The following is a 22,085-nucleotide window of genomic DNA, read 5'->3' on the forward strand; positions in this document are numbered from 1 at the left end:
GGCGGTCCCCCACAGCGCCTCGGCGCGTCTGAACCGGTCCGCGTTCCGAGGGCCGGTCCGGCGCGGCCTACGAGCACCGGCGCGTGCGGATCGGAGCCCGTAAGGCAAGGGCTTACCGGGAATGTGGGCCCCGTAGGATCGGTTGGGTGGAACAGGAGGCTTGAGAAAGCCTCCTGAAGGCAGTAGGAAGCAGTCGGCAGAGACGAGGAATCAAGCCGTGAGCGACGTGCGAAACGTGATCATCATTGGCTCGGGGCCCGCCGGTTACACCGCGGCGCTGTACACCGCCCGTGCGTCGCTCAAGCCGCTGGTGTTCGAGGGCGCAGTGACAGCCGGTGGGGCACTCATGAACACCACGGAGGTGGAGAACTTCCCCGGCTTCCAGGACGGGATCATGGGTCCCGAGCTGATGGACAACATGCGGGCGCAGGCAGAGCGCTTCGGTGCTGAGCTGATCCCCGACGATGTCGTCTCGGTCGACCTGACGGGCGAGATCAAGACCGTCACCGACACCACGGGCACGGTGCACCGCGCCAAGGCCGTGATCGTGACGACGGGCTCGCAGCACCGCAAGCTCGGCCTCCCGAAGGAGGACGAGCTGTCCGGACGCGGCGTCTCCTGGTGCGCCACCTGTGACGGCTTCTTCTTCAAGGACCAGGACATCGCCGTGATCGGTGGTGGCGACACCGCGATGGAGGAGGCGACCTTCCTCTCCCGGTTCGCCAAGTCCGTGACCATCGTGCACCGCCGTGACACGCTGCGGGCCTCCAAGGCCATGCAGGAGCGCGCCTTCGCCGACCCGAAGATCAAGTTCGTCTGGGACAGCGAGGTCGCCGAGATCCACGGAGAGCAGAAGCTCTCGCACCTGACTCTGCGGAATCTCAGGTCGGGTGAGACCTCCGAGCTTCCGGTCACGGGTCTGTTCATCGCTATCGGCCACGACCCGCGCACCGACCTGTTCAGGGGACAGCTCGACCTGGACGACGAGGGCTATCTCCGCGTCGAGGCGCCCTCCACCCGCACCAACGTCACCGGTGTCTTCGCCGCCGGCGATGTCGTGGACCACACCTACCGCCAGGCGATCACGGCTGCCGGGACCGGGTGCTCCTCCGCTCTGGACGCTGAGCGCTACCTGGCCGCTCTCTCCGACACGGAGGAGATTCCCGAGCCGGAGAAGACCCCTTCGGCCGAGCAGACCGCCTCCGTCTGACCTCTTCCTACCCCGACCGCACCACCAAGCAATGAAGGAGCCCGCTGTGGCCGGCAATCTCAAGAACGTGACGGACGACAGCTTCGAGCAGGACGTCCTGAAGAACGACAAGCCCGTACTGGTGGACTTCTGGGCCGCTTGGTGCGGTCCCTGCCGCCAGATCGCCCCTTCCCTGGAGGCCATCGCCGCCGAGTACGAGGGACAGATCGAGGTCGTCAAGCTCAACATCGACGAGAACCCGGCGATCGCGGCCAAGTACGGCGTCATGTCGATCCCGACCCTCAACGTCTACCAGGGCGGCGAGGTCGCCAAGACGATCGTCGGAGCCAAGCCGAAGGCCGCGATCCTGCGTGACCTTGACGGCTTCATCGGAGACGCCAAGACCGCCTGACCGATCGCGCAGAACGGCGACACGTACGTCGTACCAATGTTTCACGTGAAACATCAGAGCGATGTTTGACGTGAAACATCAGGGGCTGCCCCAGACGGGCAGCCCCTTTCCGTTCTTCTGAACCCCCTGTTGTGCCTCGCTTCCCCGTGCAGGGACTTCCCTGGAAGCGACTTCCTCTGCCGCACGTCCACGCCCTTCCCGCACGCATCTCAGCTTCAGAGCGGCCGCAGGGAGGGTTCCTTCTGGACAACGCCGAGGAGACGGTCGAGCGCGATCTCCATGTCTTCCTTCCAGGAGAGCGTGGTGCGCAGTTCCAGACGCAGCCGGGGGTGCACGGGATGAGGGCGCACTGTTTTGAACCCCACCGACAAGAGATGGTCCGCGGGGAGCAGACAGGCCGGCTTCTCCCAGCGAGCCTCCCCAAAGACCTCGATCGCTTTGAAGTGGCGTCGCAGGAGGTCCTTGGCGACGGTCTGCACGAGTACGCGTCCCAGTCCCTGCCCCTGGAACTCCGGGTTGATCCGGGCGGTCATGAGCTGCACGGCATCCGGGCTCACCGGACTCGTGGGAAAAGCCGTGGAGCGAGCCACGTAGTCCGGCGGCGCGTACATCACGAAGCCTGCCGGCACCTCGTCCACGTAGATCACCCGGCCGCAGGAGCCCCACTCCAGCAGCACAGCCGAAATCCAGGACTCCTTCTCGGAGGGAGCGTTACCGTGCCGCACCGCGGCCTCCCCGCGAACGGGGTCCAGTTCCCAGAAGACACATCCCTGACAGGGGGCGGGAAGGTCGGTGAGGTTGTCGAGTGTGAGCGGTACGAGCCGACGCCCCATGAAGGCTGTTCCTCACTTCCTCGGCCGACGCTCTAAGGCGAGTGACAGAGCGTCCCGTTCTCCGAGCGGCTGCCGACGACGCTTCTTCCCGAGCCCTCCGGCGTAGCACTCCGAGGACACCTACTGCGGCATCACACCTGGGGCCGGCGGAACGTCGTGTCGCGACTGCTCGTCCCCGACGCCTCGCTCACCGACTCCATCAGGTGATAAGCCAAGACCCGATCGCATCGTATCCACGATGCGATCGGGTCGATACCGCGAGAGGGCAAAGAGCGGCTCAGGCTTCGTTGTTCTCCTCGGTGTCGTTCTCCCCGTCGTTCTTCTCCGCCTCACCGGCGGCGAGGACAGGGCCTTCGCCCGGCGCGAGGGAACCAAGGATGCGCTGGAGATCATCCATCGAGGCGAACTCAACGACGATCTTCCCCTTCTTCTGGCCCAGGTCCACTTTGACGCGCGTTTCGAAACGGTCGGAGAGACGGTCAGCGAGTTCGGTCAGGGCCGGCGCGATACGCCCGCCCGCACGAGGACCCTTGGCGCGGACGCTGCTCTTGGGCCGTGAACGCATGAGGTGCAGGATCTCTTCGACAGCGCGCACCGTGAGCCCTTCGGCCACGATCCGATGAGCGAGCCGGTCCTGTTCCTCGGTGTCCTCCACCGACAGCAGTGCCCGCGCGTGTCCGGCGGAGAGCACCCCCGCCGCGACCTTCTTCTGTACCGAAGGGGAGAGCTTGAGCAACCTCAGCGTGTTGGTCACCTGGGGCCGCGAGCGGCCGATGCGGTCCGCGAGCTGGTCGTGCGTGCAGTTGAAGTCCTGGAGAAGCTGATCGTAGGCTGCCGCCTCTTCCAAGGGGTTCAGTTGTGCCCGATGCAGGTTTTCCAGAAGGGCGTCGAGGAGAAGCTTGTCGTCCTCGGTGGCGCGCACGATCGCGGGGATCGCCTCCAGCCCGGCTTCCCGGCTGGCCCTCCAACGCCTCTCCCCCATGATCAGCTCGTACTCGGCATCCGCCACCTGGCGCACGACGACCGGCTGGAGCAGCCCCACCTCCTTGATGGAGATGACCAGCTCCGCCAGTGCCTCGTCGTCGAAGATCTGTCGCGGCTGGCGCGGATTGGGCTTGATCTCGTCGATCGGGATCTCGGCGAAGTGCGCACCCAGGGGCGCCGGAGGAAGGCCGCTCTCCTCAGCGGGTGTCGATGTTTCACGTGAAACATCGCTGTCAGAGAGCCCAGCCACCTTGGCCGCGGCCACTCCACGCTCCGCCACCATCACAGGGCCGGCGGCGGCGGGCACCCGGGGCCCGCCGTGGTTTGTGGACGGGCCCGCCTTCTCGCCGGTGGGCGCTGCCGGGATCAGCGCACCCAGCCCCCGGCCGAGCCCCCTTCGTCGTTCACTCACTGTGTCCCCTCCACCATCTTGTGCTGGTCAGTCGCTGCACCCACGGCGTGGGTGTAGGTCGAGTCGTAACGCGCCCCCACTCCGCGCAGAGCGATCTCCTTCGCCGCTTCGAAGTAGGAGAGTGCGCCGCTGGAGCCCGGGTCGTAGGTCAGTACGGTCTGTCCGTAGCTCGGAGCCTCCGAGATCCGCACGGATCGCGGGATGCTGGTCCTCAGCACCTCCTCGCCGAAGTGGCTGCGTACCTCGTCGGCGACCTGCGATGCGAGCCGGGTCCTGCCGTCGTACATCGTCAGCAGGATGGTGGACACGTGCAGGCTCGGGTTCAGATGCCCTCGCACCAGATCCACATTGCGCAGCAGCTGCCCCAGACCCTCCAGCGCGTAGTACTCGCACTGAATGGGGATCAGCACCTCCGCACCGGCCACCAGTGCGTTCACCGTCAGGAGGCCGAGGGATGGAGGACAGTCGATGAGGATGTAGTCCAGCGGCTGCTCGTAGGACTCGATGGCCCGAAGGAGACGGCTCTCCCTGGCCACAAGTGACACGAGTTCAATTTCCGCGCCAGCCAGGTCGATCGTGGCAGGAGCGCAGAAGAGTCCCTCGACATCGGTGACCGGCTGGACGACCTCGGAGAGCGGCTTGCTCTCCACCAGGACGTCGTAGATGGAAGGGACATCGGCATGATGATCGATTCCGAGTGCTGTGGACGCATTGCCCTGCGGATCAAGGTCGATCACCAGGACTCTGGACCCCAACAGGGCGAGCGAGGCGGCGAGGTTGACCGTGGTGGTGGTCTTCCCGACCCCGCCCTTCTGGTTGGCCACCACCATGATCCGGGTGCGCTCGGGACGTGGCAGGCCACCGCCGGCGCGTCCCAAGGAGTCCGCAGCAGTGGGTGCGGCAGCTGGATCGGTGGGGTTGTCGTCTACCGGGGGCAATGTTTCACGTGAAACATCGTCCCTCGATTCAGTGCGGGGACCGGGGACCGGTTCGGTCATCGGTCCTGCGGTATGGGCGTCGGACCGCAAGGATTCACTCTCCTCGGCTTCAGGCTCGCGATGCACAGAGCCTGCCATGCCATCGGGGTCGTGAACCAGCGAGGCCCTGTCTTCTGTGGATGAACGTGCCCTAGTGGAAAAACCCGCCCCTCTTTCGGGGGACTTCCGCGGGGTTTTCCCCAGGGGCTTGCGGTCACGCGGATCTGCCGCTGTGCGACCGCGGCTGATGATGCCCTGCAGTAGTGAGCGACGTTTCACGTGAAACACGATGCCGAGCACGGTCCGTACTGGACGGGAGACACTCCGACGGGCGCACCCCCGCAGCTTGGCTGGAGTACACCCGTCGGTCGGCGCTGCCCCCGCATCGGATCAACGAGTATCGCCGGGATGGCCCAGCGCCCTCACCAGGACAGCTCAGGCACCAATCCGCCGGAGTCGGGCGACCGGGCGGTCGTCCGCCGACCGACCGCCCGCGCCCGCCGACCGGCCGTCCGCGCCCGCGCGGCGGAGGACCGGGCACAGCAAGGTGCCCCCGCCTCGCCGCACCACAGCTCCCGGCGAGCCGGCCCTCCGGTTCCCCCGCCCCCAGTCCCCTGTTCCCGCTGTCGGCACCGCAGCTCTCTTCTACTCAACGGCGGCGTCGGGCCCTGCCGGTGCGGGCGGCCTTGGCCCTCTTCGCTGCGAAGCGCACCCCACCCGGGCTCTCGCCCACCTCGACACGGACCACGGTGGAGAGCGGGTCCACGAGGCCCTCACCGACCTGGACCACCGAGGCCCGCACGGCGCCCAGCTTGCTGAGGGCCGCGCCCGCGTTCTTCACCTCTTCCTCCGCCGTGTCGCCCTTGAGCGCCAGCATCTCCCCGTAGGGACGCAGGAGCGGAACGCCCCAGGCCGCGAGCCGGTCCAGGGGGGCGACGGCGCGGGCGGTGACCACGTGGACCGGCGGGAGCGTGCCGAGGACCTCCTCGGCCCGGCCGCGCACCACGGTCACGTGGTCCAGGCCCAGGAGCTCCACGACCTCGGTGAGGAACGTGGTCCGCCGCAGCAGAGGCTCCAGGAGGGTGATCCGCAGATCGGTCCGTACGAGCGCCAGGGGGATGCCGGGCAGTCCCGCCCCGGAGCCCACATCGCAGACCGTGACCCCTTCGGGAACGACCTCGGAGAGCACCGCGCAGTTGAGGAGGTGGCGCTCCCACAGCCGAGGGACCTCGCGCGGACCGATGAGCCCACGCCGCACCCCCGCGTCCGCGAGCAGTTCCGCGTAGCGCACCGCATCGGCGAAGCGCTCACCGAACACCTTCCTGGCTTCCTCCGGGGCCGGGGGGAGCTGTGCTGCCTCCGTCACGGGGACCGTCCTTCCGTACCGCGATGGGGAGCGCCCGCCGAGGACCCGCCTCGGGGCGCTCACTTGCTGAACAGCTTCAGTGATCATGCATGGCATCCGTGGGGATGCCCCACACAGACCGGCCCCGTCTGAGAACAGACGGGGCCGGGGCGCTTACTCCGGTCGGCTCCGGTGGACGCGGGTCCACCGGGGCGGCTGCCGGTTCAGGCGGGCAGGACGACGACGAACCGCTGCGGCTCCTCGCCCTCGGACTCACTGCGCAGGCCCGCCGCCTTCACCGCGTCGTGCACGACCTTGCGCTCGAAGGGCGACATCGGCTTCATGCGGACCGGCTCACCGGAGTCCCTGGCCTCCTCGGCGGCCCGGACCCCCAGTTCGGTCAGCTCCTGCCGCTTCCCGGCCCGGTAGCCGGCGATGTCCAGCATCAGCCGGCTGCGATCGCCGGTCTCCCGGTGGACAGCCAGACGCGTCAGCTCCTGCAGAGCCTCCAGCACCTCTCCGTCCCGGCCCACGAGCTTCTGGAGATCGCGGCTGCTGACGTCGCTGACGATCGACACGGCGGCGCGGTCGGCCTCGACATCCATGTCGATGTCGCCGTCGAGGTCGGCGATGTCGAGCAGACCCTCAAGGTAGTCCGCTGCGATCTCCCCTTCCTGTTCGAGACGGGTGAGGGAGTCGCCACCATCGATGGTGGCTTCCTCAGGGACGGCGGAGGTGGTGCCTTCCGTCACGGGCTGGGCTCCTTCTTACTTCTTGGACGGGTGCTTGGGCCGCTGTGGACCCTTGCGCTGCCCCGACTTGGCTTGGCCTGCGTTACCCGACGCGGACTTGCTGCTCCCGCCGCCCGACGTCGGCTTGCCCTTGGCGGCTGAGCCCTGCGCGGGCTTACCGCTGTCCTTCTTCTCCAGCGAGGGCTTGGCGCCCGCGGCGTCGGAGCCCGTACCCGCGGTGCCGACCGTGGACTGGCGCTGCGACTTGCTCTGCCGCTTCGGCTGCTGCCGACGCGGGGCGCCGCCGGCGCCCGGAGTGCCGTCCTCGCCCTCCACCGTGGCGACGGAGCTCTCGCTCTTCTGGATGGTGCCGTCGGCCTGGGCGGCGAGCCCCGCCTTGGTGAGCCCGTTGATGAACTTGCGCTCCGCCTCGTTGCGCTCGCGGCCCTTGGCCACGATGGCCTTCACGGCGCCGCGCTCACGCTTGTTGCGGATCTTGCCGGTGTGCGAGACGTGCTTGAGCAGACGCTCCAGGAACGCGGCCTGGGCCTTGGAGCCGGGCGTCGGGTTCTGCCGGATCACGTACATCTGCTGGCCCATGGTCCACACGTTGGTGGTCAGCCAGTAGACGAGGACACCGACGGGGAAGTTGATGCCGAACACGGCGAACATCACGGGGAAGACGTACATCAGCATCTTCTGCTGCTGCATGAACGGCGTCTTCACGGAGGTGTCGACGTTCTTCGTCATCAGCTGGCGCTGCGTGAAGAACTGCGAGAACGACATCAGGACGATCATGATGATCGTGACGACGCGCACGTCCGTCAGCGAGGCGCCGAGCTGCTCGACCTTGTCCGCGCTGGTGGTGAACTTCGCGGCCAGGGGGGCGCCGAAGATGTGTGCCTTCTGCGCCGAGGCCAGCAGATCGCCGTTGATGACCCCGATCTGCTTGTTCGAGGCGATGCCGTCGAGCACGTGGTACAGGGCGAAGAAGAACGGCGACTGCGCGAGGATCGGAAGGCACGAGGAGAGCGGGTTGGTGCCCGACTCCTTGTACAGCTTCATCATCTCTTCGGACTGTCGCTGCTTGTCGCTCTTGTAGCGCTCCTGGATGCGCTTCATCTCGGGCTGGAGAGTCTGCATCGCCCGGGTCGCCTTGATCTGCTTCACGAAGAGCGGGACCAGGCAGATACGGATGAGCACCACCAGCGACACGATGGACAGGCCCCAGGCCCAGCCCGTGTCCGGACCGAAGATCCATCCGTACAGCGTGTGGAACTGCACGATGACCCACGAGACGGGTGTCGTGATGAAGCTGAACAAACTGGCAATGCTGTCCACTAATCAGGCTCCTTGAGCGTGGGACGGGGTCTCGGCGACCGGGCTGGGAGAGTCCGGGGCACTGACCCCGGCCGGGGCACCGCCCTCGGTGGGCGAGCTGTCGGCGGCGGGACCGCCCTTGCGGGCACGCCAGGCGGTGCGCAGCGCTTCGTGCCATCGTGGACGCTTGCGCTGCGGTACGTGATCGACTCCACCGAGCGACCAGGGGTTGCAGCGGAGGATGCGCCACGCGGTGAGCGCCGTCCCCTTGACCGCGCCGTGGCGGTCGATGGCGGTGAAGCCGTAGTGGGAGCACGACGGGTAGTACTTGCACACCGGCCCGAGCAGCGGGCTGATGGTCCACTGGTAGAGCTTGATCAGCGCGAGCAGCGGGTACTTCATCTCTTGCCCCCTCCCAGCAACCGCGCGAGGGCGGCGTCGAGGTCTCGGGCCAGTTGTGCGTGGTCGGCGTCGCCCGCCCCGGGCAACGCGCGTACCACTACCAGGCTACCGGGGGGGAACTGGGAGAGCCGGTCCCGCACGAGGTGACGTAGCTTGCGCTTCACCGACGTACGGACCACGGCGTTGCCGACCGCTTTGCTGACGACGAAACCCGCACGCACCGGGAGAGAGTTCTCCCCGGTGGCGTGCGGGTCCGTGGAACCGCTGCGTAGATGGACAACGAGAAGGGAGCGACCCGCTCGGCGTCCTCGGCGTACTGCGGTCGAGAATTCCTCGCGCCGCCTCAGCCTGTTGTCAGAAGGCAGCACGACGTCATGACCTGTACGAGATCAGGCGGACAGGCGGGCGCGACCCTTGCTGCGGCGGGTCGCCAGGATGGCGCGGCCGGCACGGGTACGCATACGCAGGCGGAAACCGTGGGTCTTGGCACGACGACGGTTGTTCGGCTGGAAGGTGCGCTTGCTCACTCGGGGGCTCCAGAGAAGATCGGTGGTGGCGGGGTGCCGGACCTGGCTGTCACCGTGCGCCCACGAGTAGCTCGCTCAACGCCCGAGTGCACCGCTTCCCGATCACCCGTGACCCTGCGGCTCGCTGGAGCCGGGAGTTCGGACGCGATCTATGCCCATCGGAGGCAGGCGGCAGCAGCCATCGACAACTCGACCTCGCCACGGTACGCGCGGCCGGGTCCCTCGGTCAAACCCGCTGGACGTGGTGGACACTGTGCACAGGCTGTGGACAACAACTTGAACCGCACTGGCCGCCCTGACTACCGTGGCTGGACTGGACTCGTACGTCCTTCGCCTCGCCGTCACCCTCGGGTGACTCCGTGGTCCCAGCCGACCTCCGCCGACCGCCCCGGACACGCCGCGCCCACCGCGCGAATGCCGCCCTGTGTCCCTCCGACCGCAGTTTCGCCGAACCACGTCTTGCCTTGTCCTTCTCTGCTCGTCCCCCGCTTCCTGTCTGTTCGCTGCCTTCTGATGTTTTCCGGTCGTTTCTGAAATCCGTCCCGGACCCACTGCCCGCAGTGCCCGGAACCCCCGTGAGAGAGCGTGCCCTGTGGCTGATGTACCCGCCGATCTTGCCGCAGTGTGGCCGCGAGTGGTGGAACAGCTGCTCGGGGAGGGCCGGGACGGCCGCCCGCAAGGAGTCGAGGCGAAGGACGAGCACTGGATCAGGCGCTGTCAGCCGCTGGCGCTGGTCGCCGACACCGCGCTGCTCGCGGTGCCCAACGAGTTCGCCAAGGGTGTCCTGGAGGGCCGGCTCGCCCCGGTGGTCAGCGAGACGCTGAGCCGCGAGTGCGGCCGGCCCATCCGGATCGCGATCACGGTCGACGACTCGATGGGCGATCCGCCGCCCGCGTCCCAGCCGTCGCCCCCGCGGTACGAGGAGAACCAGCGCTACGAGGAACCGCAGCGCTACGAGGAGCAAGGGCGCGACTACGGCTACGGCCGCAGGCAGCCCTCCGAGGAGGGGCCCTCCGGCAGGCCGGAGGGCGGCGGCCGCCCCGATCAGGGCGGCGACCAGCCGACGGCGCGCCCCGCGTACCCCGACTACCAGCGGCACGAACCGCAGGCGCCGGGCGGCTGGCCCCGGCCGCACGAGGACTACGGCTGGCAGCAGCAGCGGCTGGGCTACCCCGAACACGATCCGTACGCCTCCCCTCCCTCCCTGCCCGGCCACTCGGGCCACGACTACCGCCAGTCCGGCGCCGAACGCTCTCCGTACGAGCAGCGCGGGTACGAGGAGCAGCCCCGGTCCTTCGAGGAACAGGGGCGCGGGTACGAGGAGCAGCGGCCCGAGTACGGACGACAGGACCGGCACGACCGTCAGGACCGGCCGGGCGCCGACTACGCGCGGCCGTACGAGGAGCAGCGGGACCCGCGCGCGGACCGCGGGGAGGCCGGGCGCGGAGGCCCCGGCCGGCACCGGGGGCCCGCCGGGGTCCAGATGCCCACCCCGAGCGGCGCCCCGGGGCCGCTCGCGGCGCAGCCCGCCCCGGCGACGGGGCCGGGGGAGCCGACCGCCCGGCTGAACCCCAAGTACCTCTTCGACACCTTCGTGATCGGGGCCTCCAACCGCTTCGCGCACGCGGCGGCCGTCGCCGTCGCCGAGGCCCCCGCGAAGGCGTACAACCCGCTGTTCGTCTACGGCGAGTCCGGGCTCGGCAAGACGCACCTGCTGCACGCGATCGGGCACTACGCGCGCAGCCTGTACCCGGGGACCCGGGTGCGGTACGTGAGTTCCGAGGAGTTCACCAACGAGTTCATCAACTCGATCCGCGACGGGAAGGGCGACAGCTTCCGCAAGCGGTACCGGGAGATGGACATCCTGCTGGTCGACGACATCCAGTTCCTCGCGGACAAGGAGTCGACGCAGGAGGAGTTCTTCCACACCTTCAACACGCTGCACAACGCGAACAAGCAGATCGTGCTGTCCTCCGACCGTCCGCCCAAACAGCTCGTGACGCTGGAGGACCGGCTGCGCAACCGCTTCGAGTGGGGGCTCATCACCGATGTGCAGCCGCCGGAGCTGGAGACGCGCATCGCGATCCTCCGCAAGAAGGCGGTCCAGGAGCAGCTCAACGCCCCGCCGGAGGTGCTGGAGTTCATCGCCTCGCGGATCTCGCGGAACATCAGGGAGCTCGAAGGGGCGCTGATCCGGGTCACCGCGTTCGCCTCCCTCAACCGGCAGCCGGTGGACCTCGGACTGACCGAGATCGTTCTCAAGGACCTGATCCCGGGTGGTGAGGACGCCTCGCCGGAGATCACGGCGCCGGCCATCATGGCGGCGACCGCGGACTACTTCGGTCTGACGGTGGACGACCTGTGCGGTTCCTCGCGCAGCCGGGTGCTGGTGACGGCGCGGCAGATCGCCATGTACCTGTGCCGTGAGCTGACGGACCTCTCCCTGCCGAAGATCGGGGCGCAGTTCGGCGGCAGGGACCATACGACGGTCATGCACGCGGACCGGAAGATCCGCGCGCTGATGGCGGAACGCCGCTCCATCTACAATCAGGTCACGGAGCTGACCAACCGCATCAAGAACGGCTGACGGCGCGGGAACCGCCACCAGTCGGCAGGGCGCGGGCCGTTGCGGCCCGCGCCCTGCGGCGTTCCGTGCGCTCGCGCGCCGCCCCTCCTGGCCGCCGTCTCGCTCCCTCCCTGTGCCTCTTCGTCGCGCCCCGCCGCACCGCTCCCGGGGGCGCGGTGCGGCCCGCGCGAACGCGCTTCTCCCCTTCTCACTGATCTTCTTTCTCACTGACTTCTTGCCACCCCGCGCCGCCCGATGGCCTGCCCGGACCCCCACGCGCCGTCAGGAGCTGCCGTGAGCGCACCGTCGGACGCCTCATCGGGCCCGGTTCACGCCCCCCGACGACGTTTCAGAGGCGCGTCCGCCGTCCTCGTCCACCGTGCACACCTGGGGACAGCCGTTCAGACCGTTCGATTCCGGCGCAGGTCACGGGGGTTCTCCACAGATGTGCCAACTTTTTTCCCTCCACACCCTGGGGACCGGGAAGTTGTCCAGAAACTGTCCACAGGTCAGGCTGTGCGTGGACAGTCGAAGCAGGTCAGGTGGGTGTGGATTCGTGGAAAAAGGTTATCCACAGGCTGTGGAGAAAGATTCTGTCCCCAGGACGTGATCGGCGTTGTCCACCGACGTTGGGAGGCTGCCCACAGGTGGGACCGGGTTGTGCACAGCTTCTCCACAGCGCTGTCCACTGTTCGGCAACACAACACCCCCTGTCACCGACGCGAGTGAAAGCCGTCACATCAGGGGGCGGGAAGGGGCTGTGGGAAACCGTCGGAAAGCTGGGGACGGTGCTGGGGACAACCGGGGGTTACCTGGGGACGCGATGTGCACAACTTTCGTCCGTCCACAGTTACCGGGGGTTCTCCACCGGTTCCGCCCACAGGCACGGTGGATAAAAAACAGCTCCTGAGCTGCGGAAACGGGGTTATCCACGGTATCCACAGCCCCTACTACTACTCCCACCTAGAGTTAGCTGGGAATCCGTTTCGAAGTGGGTCCTGTGCACAACTCGCCCTCCGGAGCGTCGAGGGCTCCCCGGGCGATTTGACGGCCGAGCGCACCGAGTGTCGGTGCGGTGCGTCAGACTGGTCCCCGGTGTCCTTCCCCTCCCGGGGCTCTCGGACACCACCGACGAAGACCGAGCAGGGCACAGACAGCCAGCAACAAGCAGGAGGCGGGCTCAGGTGAAGATCCGGGTGGAACGCGATGTACTCGCGGAGGCAGTGGCCTGGGCGGCACGCAGCCTCCCGGCTCGCCCTCCGGCCCCCGTGCTCGCGGGCCTGCTGCTGAAGGCGGAGGAGGGCACGCTGAGCCTCTCCGGCTTCGACTACGAGGTCTCGGCGCGGGTCTCGGTCGAGGCGGAGACCGAGGAGGAGGGCACCGTCCTCGTCTCCGGCCGGCTGCTCGCCGACATCTGCCGCGCCCTCCCCAACCGGCCCGTGGAGATTTCCACAGACGGTGTACGGGCGACGGTCAGCTGTGGATCCTCGCGGTTCACGCTGCACACGCTGCCGGTGGAGGAGTACCCGGCGCTCCCGCAGATGCCCTCGGCGACGGGCACCGTCCCCGGTGACGTCTTCGCCTCCGCCGCCGCGCAGGTGGCCATCGCCGCCGGTCGTGACGACACCCTCCCGGTGCTCACCGGTGTGCGCATCGAGATCGAGGGCGACACCGTCACCCTGGCCTCCACCGACCGCTACCGCTTCGCGGTCCGCGAGTTCCTGTGGAAGCCCGAGGAGGCCGACATCTCGGCCGTGGCGCTCGTCCCCGCCAAGACCCTGCTGGACACCGCCAAGTCGCTGACCAGCGGTGACAGCGTCACGATCGCGCTGTCCGGCACCGGCTCGGGCGAGGGACTGATCGGCTTCGAGGGCGCCGGGCGCAGGACCACCACCCGGCTGCTGGAGGGCGACCTCCCGAAGTACCGCACGCTGTTCCCGACGGAGTTCAACTCGGTCGCCGTGATCGAGACGGCCCCCTTCGTGGAGGCCGTCAAGCGCGTCGCCCTGGTCGCCGAACGCAACACGCCGGTGCGGCTGAGCTTCGAGCAGGGCGTCCTGATCCTGGAGGCCGGCTCCAGCGACGACGCACAGGCTGTGGAGCGCGTCGACGCCCAGCTGGAGGGTGACGACATCTCGATCGCCTTCAACCCGACCTTCCTGCTGGACGGCCTGAGCGCGATCGACTCGCCGGTGGCCCAGCTCGCCTTCACCACCTCGACGAAGCCCGCCCTGCTGAGCGGCCGCCCGGCGGTGGACGCCGAGGCGGACGACGCCTACAAGTACCTGATCATGCCGGTACGCCTGAGCGGCTGAGCCCACAGGTGTGCGTGGCCCTCCCGCAGTAGGCTCGGACACCGGTACGAACGCCAGTCGCAACTTAAGGAACAGTGATGGAGCTCGGTCTCGTCGGCCTCGGCAAGATGGGCGGCAACATGCGCGAGCGCATCCGCCGCGCAGGCCACACCGTCATCGGCTACGACCGCAACCCGGACGTCGCCGACGTCCACAGCCTGGAAGAGCTTGTCGGCAAGCTCAAGGGCCCGCGTGTCATCTGGGTCATGGTCCCGGCGGGCGCCGCGACCCAGTCCACCATCGACGAGCTGTCCGTCCTGCTGTCGCCGGGCGACGTCGTGGTCGACGGCGGCAACTCCCGGTGGACCGACGACGAGAAGCACGCCGTCGAGCTGGGCATCAAGGACATCGGCTTCGTGGACTGCGGGGTCTCCGGCGGGGTCTGGGGCCTGGAGAACGGCTACGCGCTGATGTACGGCGGTACCGAGGAGAACGTCGCCAAGGTCCAGCCGGTCTTCGACGCGCTCAAGCCCGAGGGCGACTTCGGTTCCGTCCACGCGGGCAAGGTCGGCGCCGGCCACTTCGCGAAGATGGTCCACAACGGCATCGAGTACGCCATGATGCAGGCCTACGCCGAGGGCTGGGAGCTGCTGGAGGCCGCCGACTCGGTGACCGACGTCCGCGAGGTGTTCCGCTCCTGGCAGGAGGGCACCGTCATCCGTTCCTGGCTGCTCGACCTCGCGGTCAACGCGCTGGACGAGGACGAGCACCTGAAGCAGCTGCGCGGCTACGCGGCCGACTCCGGCGAGGGCCGCTGGACCATCGAGGCGGCCCTGGACAACGCGGTGCCGCTGCCCGCGATCACCGCCTCGCTGTTCGCGCGGTTCTCCTCCCGGCAGGACGACTCCCCGCAGATGAAGATGATCGCCGCGCTGCGCAACCAGTTCGGCGGCCACGCGGTCGAGAAGAACACGAAGTAAGCACGCGGCGTCGCGGGGCGAGGGGCTGCGGCCGCTCGCCCCGCGACGTGTCCACGCGCCACCCGCGCACCGGGGTCCGTGAGGTGACGGGGCCGGCGGCTCGCGCGACCGCAGCCGAGGGAGGCTTGCTGTCCCCATGCACGTCACGCATCTGTCGTTGGCTGATTTCCGCTCCTACGCCCGAGCCGAGGTCGCTCTCGAACCGGGCGTCACCGCGTTCGTGGGGCCCAACGGCCAGGGCAAGACGAATCTGGTCGAGGCCGTCGGCTACCTCGCGACGCTCGGCAGCCACCGGGTCGCCGCCGACGCACCGCTGGTGCGCAGCGGAGCCGAGCGGGCCTTCGTCCGCGCCGCCGTCAGCCAGGGCGAGCGCTCGCAGCTCATCGAGCTCGAAATCAACCCCGGTCGCTCGAACCGTGCCCGGATCAACAGGTCCTCCCAGGTCAGGCCGCGTGACGTGCTGGGCATTGTGCGCACGGTGCTGTTCGCCCCGGAGGATCTGGCCCTGGTGAAGGGCGACCCCGGCGAGCGTCGGCGCTTCCTCGACGAGCTGCTCACGGCCCGGCATCCGAGGATGGCCGGGGTGCGCTCCGACTACGAGCGGGTCCTCAAACAGCGCAACACCCTCCTCAAGTCCGCCGCCCTCGCCCGGCGGCACGGCGGGCGGACCCTGGACCTGTCGACCCTGGACATCTGGGATCAGCACCTCGCGCGGGCAGGGGCCGAACTCCTCGCGCACCGGCTGGATCTGATCGCCACCCTCCAGCCCCTCGCGGACAAGGCGTACGAGCAGCTCGCCCCCGGGGGTGGCCCGGTCCTGCTGGAGTACAAGGCATCGGCGCCGGGGGCGGCGCACAGCCGCGAGGACCTGTACGGGCAGCTGCTGGAGGCCCTCGCGGAGGTCCGGAAGCAGGAGATCGAGCGCGGAGTGACCCTGGTGGGCCCGCACCGCGACGACCTCGTCCTGAGACTCGGCGAGTTGCCCGCCAAGGGCTACGCGAGCCACGGGGAGTCCTGGTCGTACGCGCTGGCCCTGCGCCTGGCCTCCTACGACCTGCTGCGAGCCGAACCCTGGGGTGCCGAGGAGGCCCCCGCGCCGGACGGCCGACGGGCCGGGGAGCCGATCCTCGTGCTGGACGACGTCTTCGCCGAGCTGGACGGGCGCCGCAGGGAGCGCCTCGCCGAACACGTCGCCCCCGGGGAACAGGTCCTCGTGACGGCCGCCGTCGAGGAGGACGTGCCCGAGCTGCTCAGGGGCGCCCGCTACGCGGTGTCCGGGGGGACGGTGGAGCGCGTATGAGCGAGGACCAGGAGCTTCCCTCCCCCGCGAAGGGGGCCGACCCGGGCCCCCAGGCGCGGCCGCCGGCCAAGGAGCCCTCGGGGGTGGATCTCGCCCGGGTCGCCCTGCGGGCCGCCAAGGAACAGGCGCGCGCCCGGGGCGCCACCGCCCAGCAGTACAAGCCCGCCCGGCGTGGCCAGCGCTCCGGCCGACGGGGTGAGGGACGCGATCCGCTGCCGCTGGGCGCCGCCATCAACCGGCTCATCACCGAACGCGGCTGGGAGGCCCCCGCGGCTGTCGGCGGCGTCATGGGCCGCTGGCCCGAGATCGTCGGTGAGGACCTCGCCCGGCACTGCGTACCGCAGCGGTACGACGAGGACGAACGGGTCCTGAGCGTCACCTGCGACTCGACGGCCTGGGCCACGCAGCTGCGCCTGCTGGCTCCGCAGCTGGTCGCGCGCCTGAACAAGGACCTCGGCCGCGACAGCGTCCGACTCCTCAAAGTGCAGGGTCCCGGCGCTCCGGCACACCGCTACGGACCCCTGCGCGCTCCCGGCAGCAGGGGCCCCGGGGACACCTACGGCTGAGTCGTCCGGGCGGCGGACGAAGGCGCGCACGCGGGATTGACACCCCGAAGCCGCTTCGAAGCGCTGAGTGCCACTGTGAGCCGCCTGGAGCCCTGGCTCCCATATGGGGAGTCGGAAGAGGAGGGTTCAGGGCGGCACATGCGTACTCAGCTACCCGCAAACCCCCATCACTGTCGCCGCTACCGGTAGACTGGCGAGTAATCCCGCCGTTATGGCGGGAGGTTGCTGAGTGACGGGCGATCGACGCTCGGTGACCCCTTGCACCGCCGACTAACGCCGACAAGAACGACGCAGCCGCGCCCGCCCCCGGGTCCAGGTCTGTGCTGTGCCAGAAAGGGCGCTTCGTGGCCGATTCCGGCAACCCCAACGAGAACAATCTGTCGACCCCCGCGGAGGGGACCGGCGAGAACAGCGCTGCCGCCGAAAGCCCCGGCGTGGAGTCCGCGGCCACCGCGGCGCAGCAGCCGACCGATGTTTCACGTGAAACATCGGCGGCAGGGGCCGAGGAGGCCGTAGTCGATCCGGCCGTTGTTTCACGTGAAACATTGGCCGACGCGGAGCGCTCGTACGACGCAAGCGCGATCACCGTGCTGGAGGGCCTGGACGCGGTCCGCAAGCGCCCCGGCATGTACATCGGCTCGACCGGTGAGCGCGGTCTGCACCACTTGGTGCAGGAGGTCGTCGACAACTCGGTCGACGAGGCTCTCGCCGGGCACGCCGACACCATCGACGTGACGATCCTGGCCGACGGCGGGGTCCGTGTCGTGGACAACGGCCGGGGTATTCCGGTCGGCATCGTGCCCTCGGAGGGGAAGCCGGCCGTGGAGGTCGTGCTGACCGTCCTGCACGCGGGCGGCAAGTTCGGTGGTGGCGGCTATGCCGTCTCCGGTGGTCTGCACGGGGTGGGTGTCTCCGTCGTCAACGCCCTGTCGAAGCGCGTCGAAGTCGAGATCAAGACGGACGGCTACCGCTGGACCCAGCAGTACCGGCTCGGTGTCCCGGTCGCTCCCCTGAAGCAGGAGGAGCCCACGAAGGACACCGGCACCTCCGTGACCTTCTGGGCCGACGGGGACGTCTTCGAGACCACCGTGTACTCCTTCGAGACGCTCGCCCGCCGCTTCCAGGAGATGGCCTTCCTCAACAAGGGCCTCACCATCAAGCTGACCGACGAGCGGGAGTCGGCGAAGGCCACCGCGGGCGCGGACAGCGCGGATGTCGCGGAGTCGGCCGAGGAGGCGCCGGAGGCGCGCACGGTCACGTACCACTACGAGGGCGGCATCGTCGACTTCGTGAAGTACCTCAACTCCCGCAAGGGCGAGGTCATCCACCCCTCGGTGATCGACGTCGAGGCGGAGGACAAGGAGCGCCTCCTGTCCGTCGAGGTCGCCATGCAGTGGAACTCGGGCTACAGCGAGGGGGTCTACTCCTTCGCCAACACCATCCACACGCATGAGGGCGGTACGCACGAGGAGGGCTTCCGCGGAGCGCTGACCACCCTGGTCAACAAGTACGCCCGGGATCGCAAGCTGCTGCGCGAGAAGGACGACAACCTCACCGGTGACGACATCCGCGAGGGCCTGACCGCGATCATCTCGGTCAAGCTCGGCGAACCGCAGTTCGAGGGGCAGACGAAGACCAAGCTCGGCAACACCGAGGCGAAGACCTTCGTGCAGAAGGTCGTCTACGAGCGCCTCGCGGACTGGTTCGACCGCAACCCGAACGAGGCGGCCGACATCATCCGCAAGGGCATCGCGGCCGCCACCGCGCGCGTGGCCGCGCGCAAGGCGCGTGACCTGACCCGCCGCAAGGGCCTGCTGGAGACGGCCTCGCTGCCCGGCAAGCTCAGCGACTGCCAGTCCAACGACCCGACCAAGTGCGAGATCTTCATCGTCGAGGGTGACTCCGCCGGTGGCTCCGCGAAGTCCGGCCGCGACCCGATGTACCAGGCCATCCTGCCGATCCGCGGCAAGATCCTGAACGTCGAGAAGGCGCGGATCGACAAGATCCTGCACAACCAGGAGATCCAGGCGCTCATCTCGGCCTTCGGCACCGGGGTCCACGAGGACTTCGACATCGAGAAGCTGCGGTACCACAAGATCATCCTGATGGCGGACGCCGACGTCGACGGGCAGCACATCAACACGCTGCTGCTGACCTTCCTCTTCCGCTTCATGCGCCCGCTGGTCGAGGCCGGTCACGTCTTCCTCTCCCGGCCCCCGCTGTACAAGATCAAGTGGACCAGGGACGACTTCCAGTACGCCTACTCCGACCGCGAGCGGGACGCTCTCATCGCGCTCGGCCGTGAACAGGGCAAGCGCATCCGTGAGGACTCCGTCCAGCGCTTCAAGGGGCTCGGCGAGATGAACGCCGAGGAGCTGCGCATCACGACGATGGACCAGGAGCACCGGGTTCTCGGCCAGGTCACCCTGGACGACGCCGCCCAGGCCGACGACCTCTTCTCCGTGCTCATGGGCGAGGACGTCGAGGCCCGCAGGCAGTTCATCCAGCGCAACGCCAAGGACGTCCGCTTCCTCGACATCTGAGGCGGCAGCCGCGTGATCTGCCGCGACCGCTGAGTCGTACGCCAAGGATTCGAGCAGGCCGAAAGGACCAGAACGGCACATGGCCGACGAGAACACCCCCACCCCCGGCGAGGAACCCACCGGGCCCGTGAACCCCGGTCTGGCGCTGAGCGCCTCCGGACTCGCGATGCGTGTCGAGCCCGTCGGGCTCGAAACGGAGATGCAGCGCTCCTACCTCGACTACGCGATGTCGGTCATCGTCTCGCGTGCGCTGCCCGACGTACGGGACGGGCTCAAGCCCGTGCACCGCCGCGTGCTCTACGCGATGTACGACGGCGGCTACCGGCCCGAGAAGGGCTTCTACAAGTGCGCCCGCGTCGTCGGTGACGTCATGGGTAACTACCACCCGCACGGCGACTCCTCGATCTACGACGCCCTGGTCCGCCTCGCGCAGACTTGGTCGATGCGGATGCCGCTGGTCGACTCCAACGGCAACTTCGGTTCCCCGGGCAACGACCCGGCCGCCGCCATGCGGTACACCGAGTGCAAGATGGCCCCTCTCTCCATGGAGATGGTGCGGGACATCGACGAGGAGACCGTCGACTTCTCGGACAACTACGACGGCCGCTCCCAGGAGCCGGACGTCCTGCCGGCCCGCTTCCCGAACCTGCTGATCAACGGCTCCGCCGGGATCGCGGTCGGTATGGCGACCAACATCCCGCCGCACAACCTGCGCGAGGTCGCGGCGGGCGCCCAGTGGTACCTGGAGAACTACGAGGCGTCCACCGAGGAACTGCTCGACGCGCTGATCGAGCGGATCAAGGGCCCGGACTTCCCGACCGGCGCCCTCGTGGTCGGCCGCAAGGGCATCGAGGAGGCGTACCGCACCGGTCGCGGCTCCATCACGATGCGCTCGGTCGTCGAGGTCGAGGAGATCCAGAACCGGCAGTGCCTCGTCGTCACCGAGCTGCCGTATCAGGTCAACCCCGACAACCTGGCGCAGAAGATCGCGGATCTGGTCAAGGACGGGAAGATCGGCGGTATCGCCGACGTCCGCGACGAGTCCTCCTCGCGCACCGGACAGCGCCTCGTCGTCGTCCTCAAGCGCGACGCGGTCGCCAAGGTCGTACTGAACAACCTGTTCAAGCACACCGATCTGCAGACGAACTTCAGCGCCAACATGCTGGCCCTGGTCGACGGCGTGCCGCGCACCCTGTCGCTGGACGCCTTCATCCGGCACTGGGTGACGCACCAGATCGAGGTCATCGTCCGGCGCACCAAGTTCCGGCTGCGCAAGGCCGAGGAGCGCGCCCACATCCTGCGCGGTCTGCTCAAGGCCCTCGACGCCATCGACGACGTCATCGCGCTGATCCGGCGCAGCGACACCGTCGAGGTCGCCCGCGGTGGCCTGATGGACCTGCTCCAGATCGACGAGATCCAGGCCAACGCGATCCTGGAGATGCAGCTGCGGCGCCTCGCCGCCCTGGAGCGGCAGAAGATCGTCCAGGAGCACGACGAACTCCAGCGCAAGATCGACGAGTACAACGCGATCCTCGCCTCGCCCGAGCGGCAGCGGCAGATCGTCAGCGAGGAACTCGCCGCGATCGTCGACAAGTACGGCGACGACCGGCGTTCCCAGCTCGTTCCCTTCGACGGCGACATGTCCATGGAGGACCTGATCGCCGAGGAGGACATCGTCGTCACGATCAGCCGCAGCGGCTACGTGAAGCGCACCAAGACCGACGACTACCGGTCGCAGAAGCGCGGCGGCAAGGGGGTGCGGGGCACGAAGCTGCGGGAGGACGACATCGTCGACCACTTCTTCGTGACGACCACCCACCACTGGCTGCTGTTCTTCACCAACAAGGGCCGCGTCTACCGCGCCAAGGCCTACGAGCTGCCGGACGCCGGCCGGGACGCGCGGGGCCAGCACGTCGCGAACCTGCTGGCCTTCCAGCCGGACGAGTCCATCGCGCGGATTCTCGCGATCCGCGACTACGAGGCCGTCCCGTATCTGGTGCTCGCCACCAAGGCGGGGCTGGTCAAGAAGACCGCGCTCAAGGACTACGACTCGCCCCGCTCCGGCGGTGTCATCGCGATCAACCTGCGGGAGACGGCGAACGGGGAGGACGACGAGCTGATCGGCGCCGAGCCGGTCTCCTCCGACGACGATCTGCTGCTGATCAGCCGCAAGGCCCAGTCGATCAGGTTCACCGCGACGGACGAGACCCTGCGGCCCATGGGCCGGGCCACTTCGGGTGTCAAGGGCATGAGTTTCCGTGAGGGAGACGAACTGCTCTCGATGAATGTCGTGCGGCCCGGTACTTTCGTCTTCACCGCAACCGACGGCGGGTACGCGAAGCGCACCCCCGTCGACGAATACCGCGTCCAGGGGCGTGGCGGACTGGGCATCAAGGCTGCAAAGATCGTCGAGGACCGGGGTTCGCTCGTCGGTGCGCTGGTGGTCGAGGAGACGGATGAGATCCTCGCCATCACGCTCGGGGGCGGTGTGATTCGTACGCGAGTCAACGAGGTCAGGGAGACGGGCCGTGACACCATGGGCGTCCAACTGATCAACCTGGGCAAGCGCGATGCCGTCGTGGGCATCGCGCGGAACGCCGAGGCCGGACGCGAGGCCGAAGAGGTCGACGGAGACGTCGACCCGGAAGCCGAGGCGGACACGGTCGACGGTACGGCGGAGGGCATGGAGTCCTCGGCCGAGTAA

General features: G+C 68.5%; 18 protein-coding genes. 9 read left to right on the top strand and 9 right to left on the bottom strand.

Annotated features, from left to right (window positions below):
- Nucleotides 1-217: 217 nt before the first annotated feature.
- Entirely contained in the window at nucleotides 218-1,210 is a 993-nt protein-coding gene (gene trxB / locus ACFYMP_RS23725) for a thioredoxin-disulfide reductase (protein WP_388861147.1), read from the top strand.
- 46 nt (nucleotides 1,211-1,256) lie between these two features.
- Nucleotides 1,257-1,601, top strand: a complete 345-nt coding sequence (gene trxA, locus ACFYMP_RS23730) for a thioredoxin (protein WP_363145242.1) — start codon at nucleotides 1,257-1,259, stop codon at nucleotides 1,599-1,601.
- 215 nt (nucleotides 1,602-1,816) lie between these two features.
- On the opposite strand, the gene ACFYMP_RS23735 is transcribed toward trxA, so the two are convergent.
- From ACFYMP_RS23735 to rpmH, 9 genes are all read right to left on the bottom strand, one after another.
- Nucleotides 1,817-2,434: a GNAT family N-acetyltransferase gene (locus ACFYMP_RS23735; RefSeq protein WP_388861151.1), complete on the bottom strand. Its 618-nt coding sequence runs from the start codon at nucleotides 2,432-2,434 to the stop codon at nucleotides 1,817-1,819.
- A 277-nt stretch (nucleotides 2,435-2,711) separates the two neighbouring features.
- Nucleotides 2,712-3,830, bottom strand: a complete 1,119-nt coding sequence (locus ACFYMP_RS23740) for a ParB/RepB/Spo0J family partition protein (RefSeq protein WP_388861154.1) — start codon at nucleotides 3,828-3,830, stop codon at nucleotides 2,712-2,714.
- Nucleotides 3,827-4,906 carry a ParA family protein gene (locus tag ACFYMP_RS23745; protein WP_388861326.1) on the bottom strand — a complete coding sequence of 360 codons (1,080 nt, stop codon included), beginning with the start codon at nucleotides 4,904-4,906 and terminating at the stop codon, nucleotides 3,827-3,829. The genes ACFYMP_RS23740 and ACFYMP_RS23745 overlap by 4 nt, the downstream gene beginning before the upstream one ends.
- A 550-nt stretch (nucleotides 4,907-5,456) precedes the next feature.
- The gene (gene rsmG, locus ACFYMP_RS23750) at nucleotides 5,457-6,173 is read right to left on the bottom strand and encodes a 16S rRNA (guanine(527)-N(7))-methyltransferase RsmG (protein WP_388861157.1); all 717 of its coding nucleotides are present in this window, start codon (nucleotides 6,171-6,173) and stop codon (nucleotides 5,457-5,459) included.
- Between the two features lie 203 nt (nucleotides 6,174-6,376).
- Nucleotides 6,377-6,904, bottom strand: a complete 528-nt coding sequence (locus ACFYMP_RS23755; RefSeq protein WP_388861160.1) for a protein jag — start codon at nucleotides 6,902-6,904, stop codon at nucleotides 6,377-6,379.
- Between the two features lie 15 nt (nucleotides 6,905-6,919).
- The gene (gene yidC / locus ACFYMP_RS23760; protein WP_388861163.1) at nucleotides 6,920-8,224 is read right to left on the bottom strand and encodes a membrane protein insertase YidC; all 1,305 of its coding nucleotides are present in this window, start codon (nucleotides 8,222-8,224) and stop codon (nucleotides 6,920-6,922) included.
- A gap of 3 nt (nucleotides 8,225-8,227) precedes the next feature.
- Nucleotides 8,228-8,605: a membrane protein insertion efficiency factor YidD gene (gene yidD, locus ACFYMP_RS23765; protein ID WP_363145249.1), complete on the bottom strand. Its 378-nt coding sequence runs from the start codon at nucleotides 8,603-8,605 to the stop codon at nucleotides 8,228-8,230.
- A complete protein-coding gene (rnpA, locus tag ACFYMP_RS23770; protein ID WP_388861166.1) occupies nucleotides 8,602-8,973 on the bottom strand; it encodes a ribonuclease P protein component in 372 nt (123 codons plus the stop codon). Before rnpA ends, yidD begins: the two co-directional genes overlap by 4 nt.
- Before the next feature lie 21 nt (nucleotides 8,974-8,994).
- Nucleotides 8,995-9,132 (bottom strand): 50S ribosomal protein L34, encoded by a 138-nt coding sequence (gene rpmH / locus ACFYMP_RS23775; protein WP_003975051.1) that lies wholly within the window; start codon nucleotides 9,130-9,132, stop codon nucleotides 8,995-8,997.
- Nucleotides 9,133-9,724: 592 nt separating this feature from the next.
- Between rpmH and dnaA the strand changes: the two genes are divergently transcribed.
- The 7 genes from dnaA (at nucleotide 9,725) to gyrA (ending at nucleotide 22,085) form a co-directional block, all read left to right on the top strand.
- A complete protein-coding gene (dnaA, locus tag ACFYMP_RS23780; RefSeq protein ID WP_388861169.1) occupies nucleotides 9,725-11,719 on the top strand; it encodes a chromosomal replication initiator protein DnaA in 1,995 nt (664 codons plus the stop codon).
- Between the two features lie 1,163 nt (nucleotides 11,720-12,882).
- Nucleotides 12,883-14,013 carry a DNA polymerase III subunit beta gene (gene dnaN, locus ACFYMP_RS23785; protein WP_363145253.1) on the top strand — a complete coding sequence of 377 codons (1,131 nt, stop codon included), beginning with the start codon at nucleotides 12,883-12,885 and terminating at the stop codon, nucleotides 14,011-14,013.
- Nucleotides 14,014-14,090: 77 nt separating this feature from the next.
- Nucleotides 14,091-14,972, top strand: coding sequence for a phosphogluconate dehydrogenase (NAD(+)-dependent, decarboxylating) (gene gnd, locus ACFYMP_RS23790; RefSeq protein WP_388861172.1), 882 nt, complete (start codon nucleotides 14,091-14,093; stop codon nucleotides 14,970-14,972).
- 136 nt (nucleotides 14,973-15,108) lie between these two features.
- Nucleotides 15,109-16,272: a DNA replication/repair protein RecF gene (recF, locus tag ACFYMP_RS23795; RefSeq protein WP_388861175.1), complete on the top strand. Its 1,164-nt coding sequence runs from the start codon at nucleotides 15,109-15,111 to the stop codon at nucleotides 16,270-16,272.
- Nucleotides 16,269-16,838 carry a DUF721 domain-containing protein gene (locus ACFYMP_RS23800; protein WP_388861178.1) on the top strand — a complete coding sequence of 190 codons (570 nt, stop codon included), beginning with the start codon at nucleotides 16,269-16,271 and terminating at the stop codon, nucleotides 16,836-16,838. Before recF ends, ACFYMP_RS23800 begins: the two co-directional genes overlap by 4 nt.
- 320 nt (nucleotides 16,839-17,158) lie before the next feature.
- The gene (gyrB, locus tag ACFYMP_RS23805) at nucleotides 17,159-19,381 is read left to right on the top strand and encodes a DNA topoisomerase (ATP-hydrolyzing) subunit B (RefSeq protein WP_388861181.1); all 2,223 of its coding nucleotides are present in this window, start codon (nucleotides 17,159-17,161) and stop codon (nucleotides 19,379-19,381) included.
- A 79-nt stretch (nucleotides 19,382-19,460) separates the two neighbouring features.
- Complete coding sequence (gyrA, locus tag ACFYMP_RS23810) at nucleotides 19,461-22,085, top strand: DNA gyrase subunit A (RefSeq protein ID WP_388861184.1); 2,625 nt, start codon at nucleotides 19,461-19,463, stop codon at nucleotides 22,083-22,085.

Origin of the sequence: Streptomyces sp. NPDC007088 (assembly GCF_042869355.1) — a bacterium.
Lineage (GTDB): Bacteria > Actinomycetota > Actinomycetes > Streptomycetales > Streptomycetaceae > Streptomyces.

Excerpts from the sequence above, each read along its gene's own strand:
- ACFYMP_RS23735 (WP_388861151.1), bottom strand. The coding sequence starts at position 2,434 with ATGGGGCGTCGGCTCGTACCGCTCACACTCGACAACCTCACCGACCTT.
- ACFYMP_RS23745 (WP_388861326.1), bottom strand. The coding sequence starts at position 4,906 with ATGGCAGGCTCTGTGCATCGCGAGCCTGAAGCCGAGGAGAGTGAATCC.
- yidD (WP_363145249.1), bottom strand. The coding sequence starts at position 8,605 with ATGAAGTACCCGCTGCTCGCGCTGATCAAGCTCTACCAGTGGACCATC.
- gnd (WP_388861172.1), top strand. The coding sequence starts at position 14,091 with ATGGAGCTCGGTCTCGTCGGCCTCGGCAAGATGGGCGGCAACATGCGC.
- recF (WP_388861175.1), top strand. The coding sequence starts at position 15,109 with ATGCACGTCACGCATCTGTCGTTGGCTGATTTCCGCTCCTACGCCCGA.
- ACFYMP_RS23800 (WP_388861178.1), top strand. The coding sequence starts at position 16,269 with ATGAGCGAGGACCAGGAGCTTCCCTCCCCCGCGAAGGGGGCCGACCCG.
- gyrA (WP_388861184.1), top strand. The coding sequence starts at position 19,461 with ATGGCCGACGAGAACACCCCCACCCCCGGCGAGGAACCCACCGGGCCC.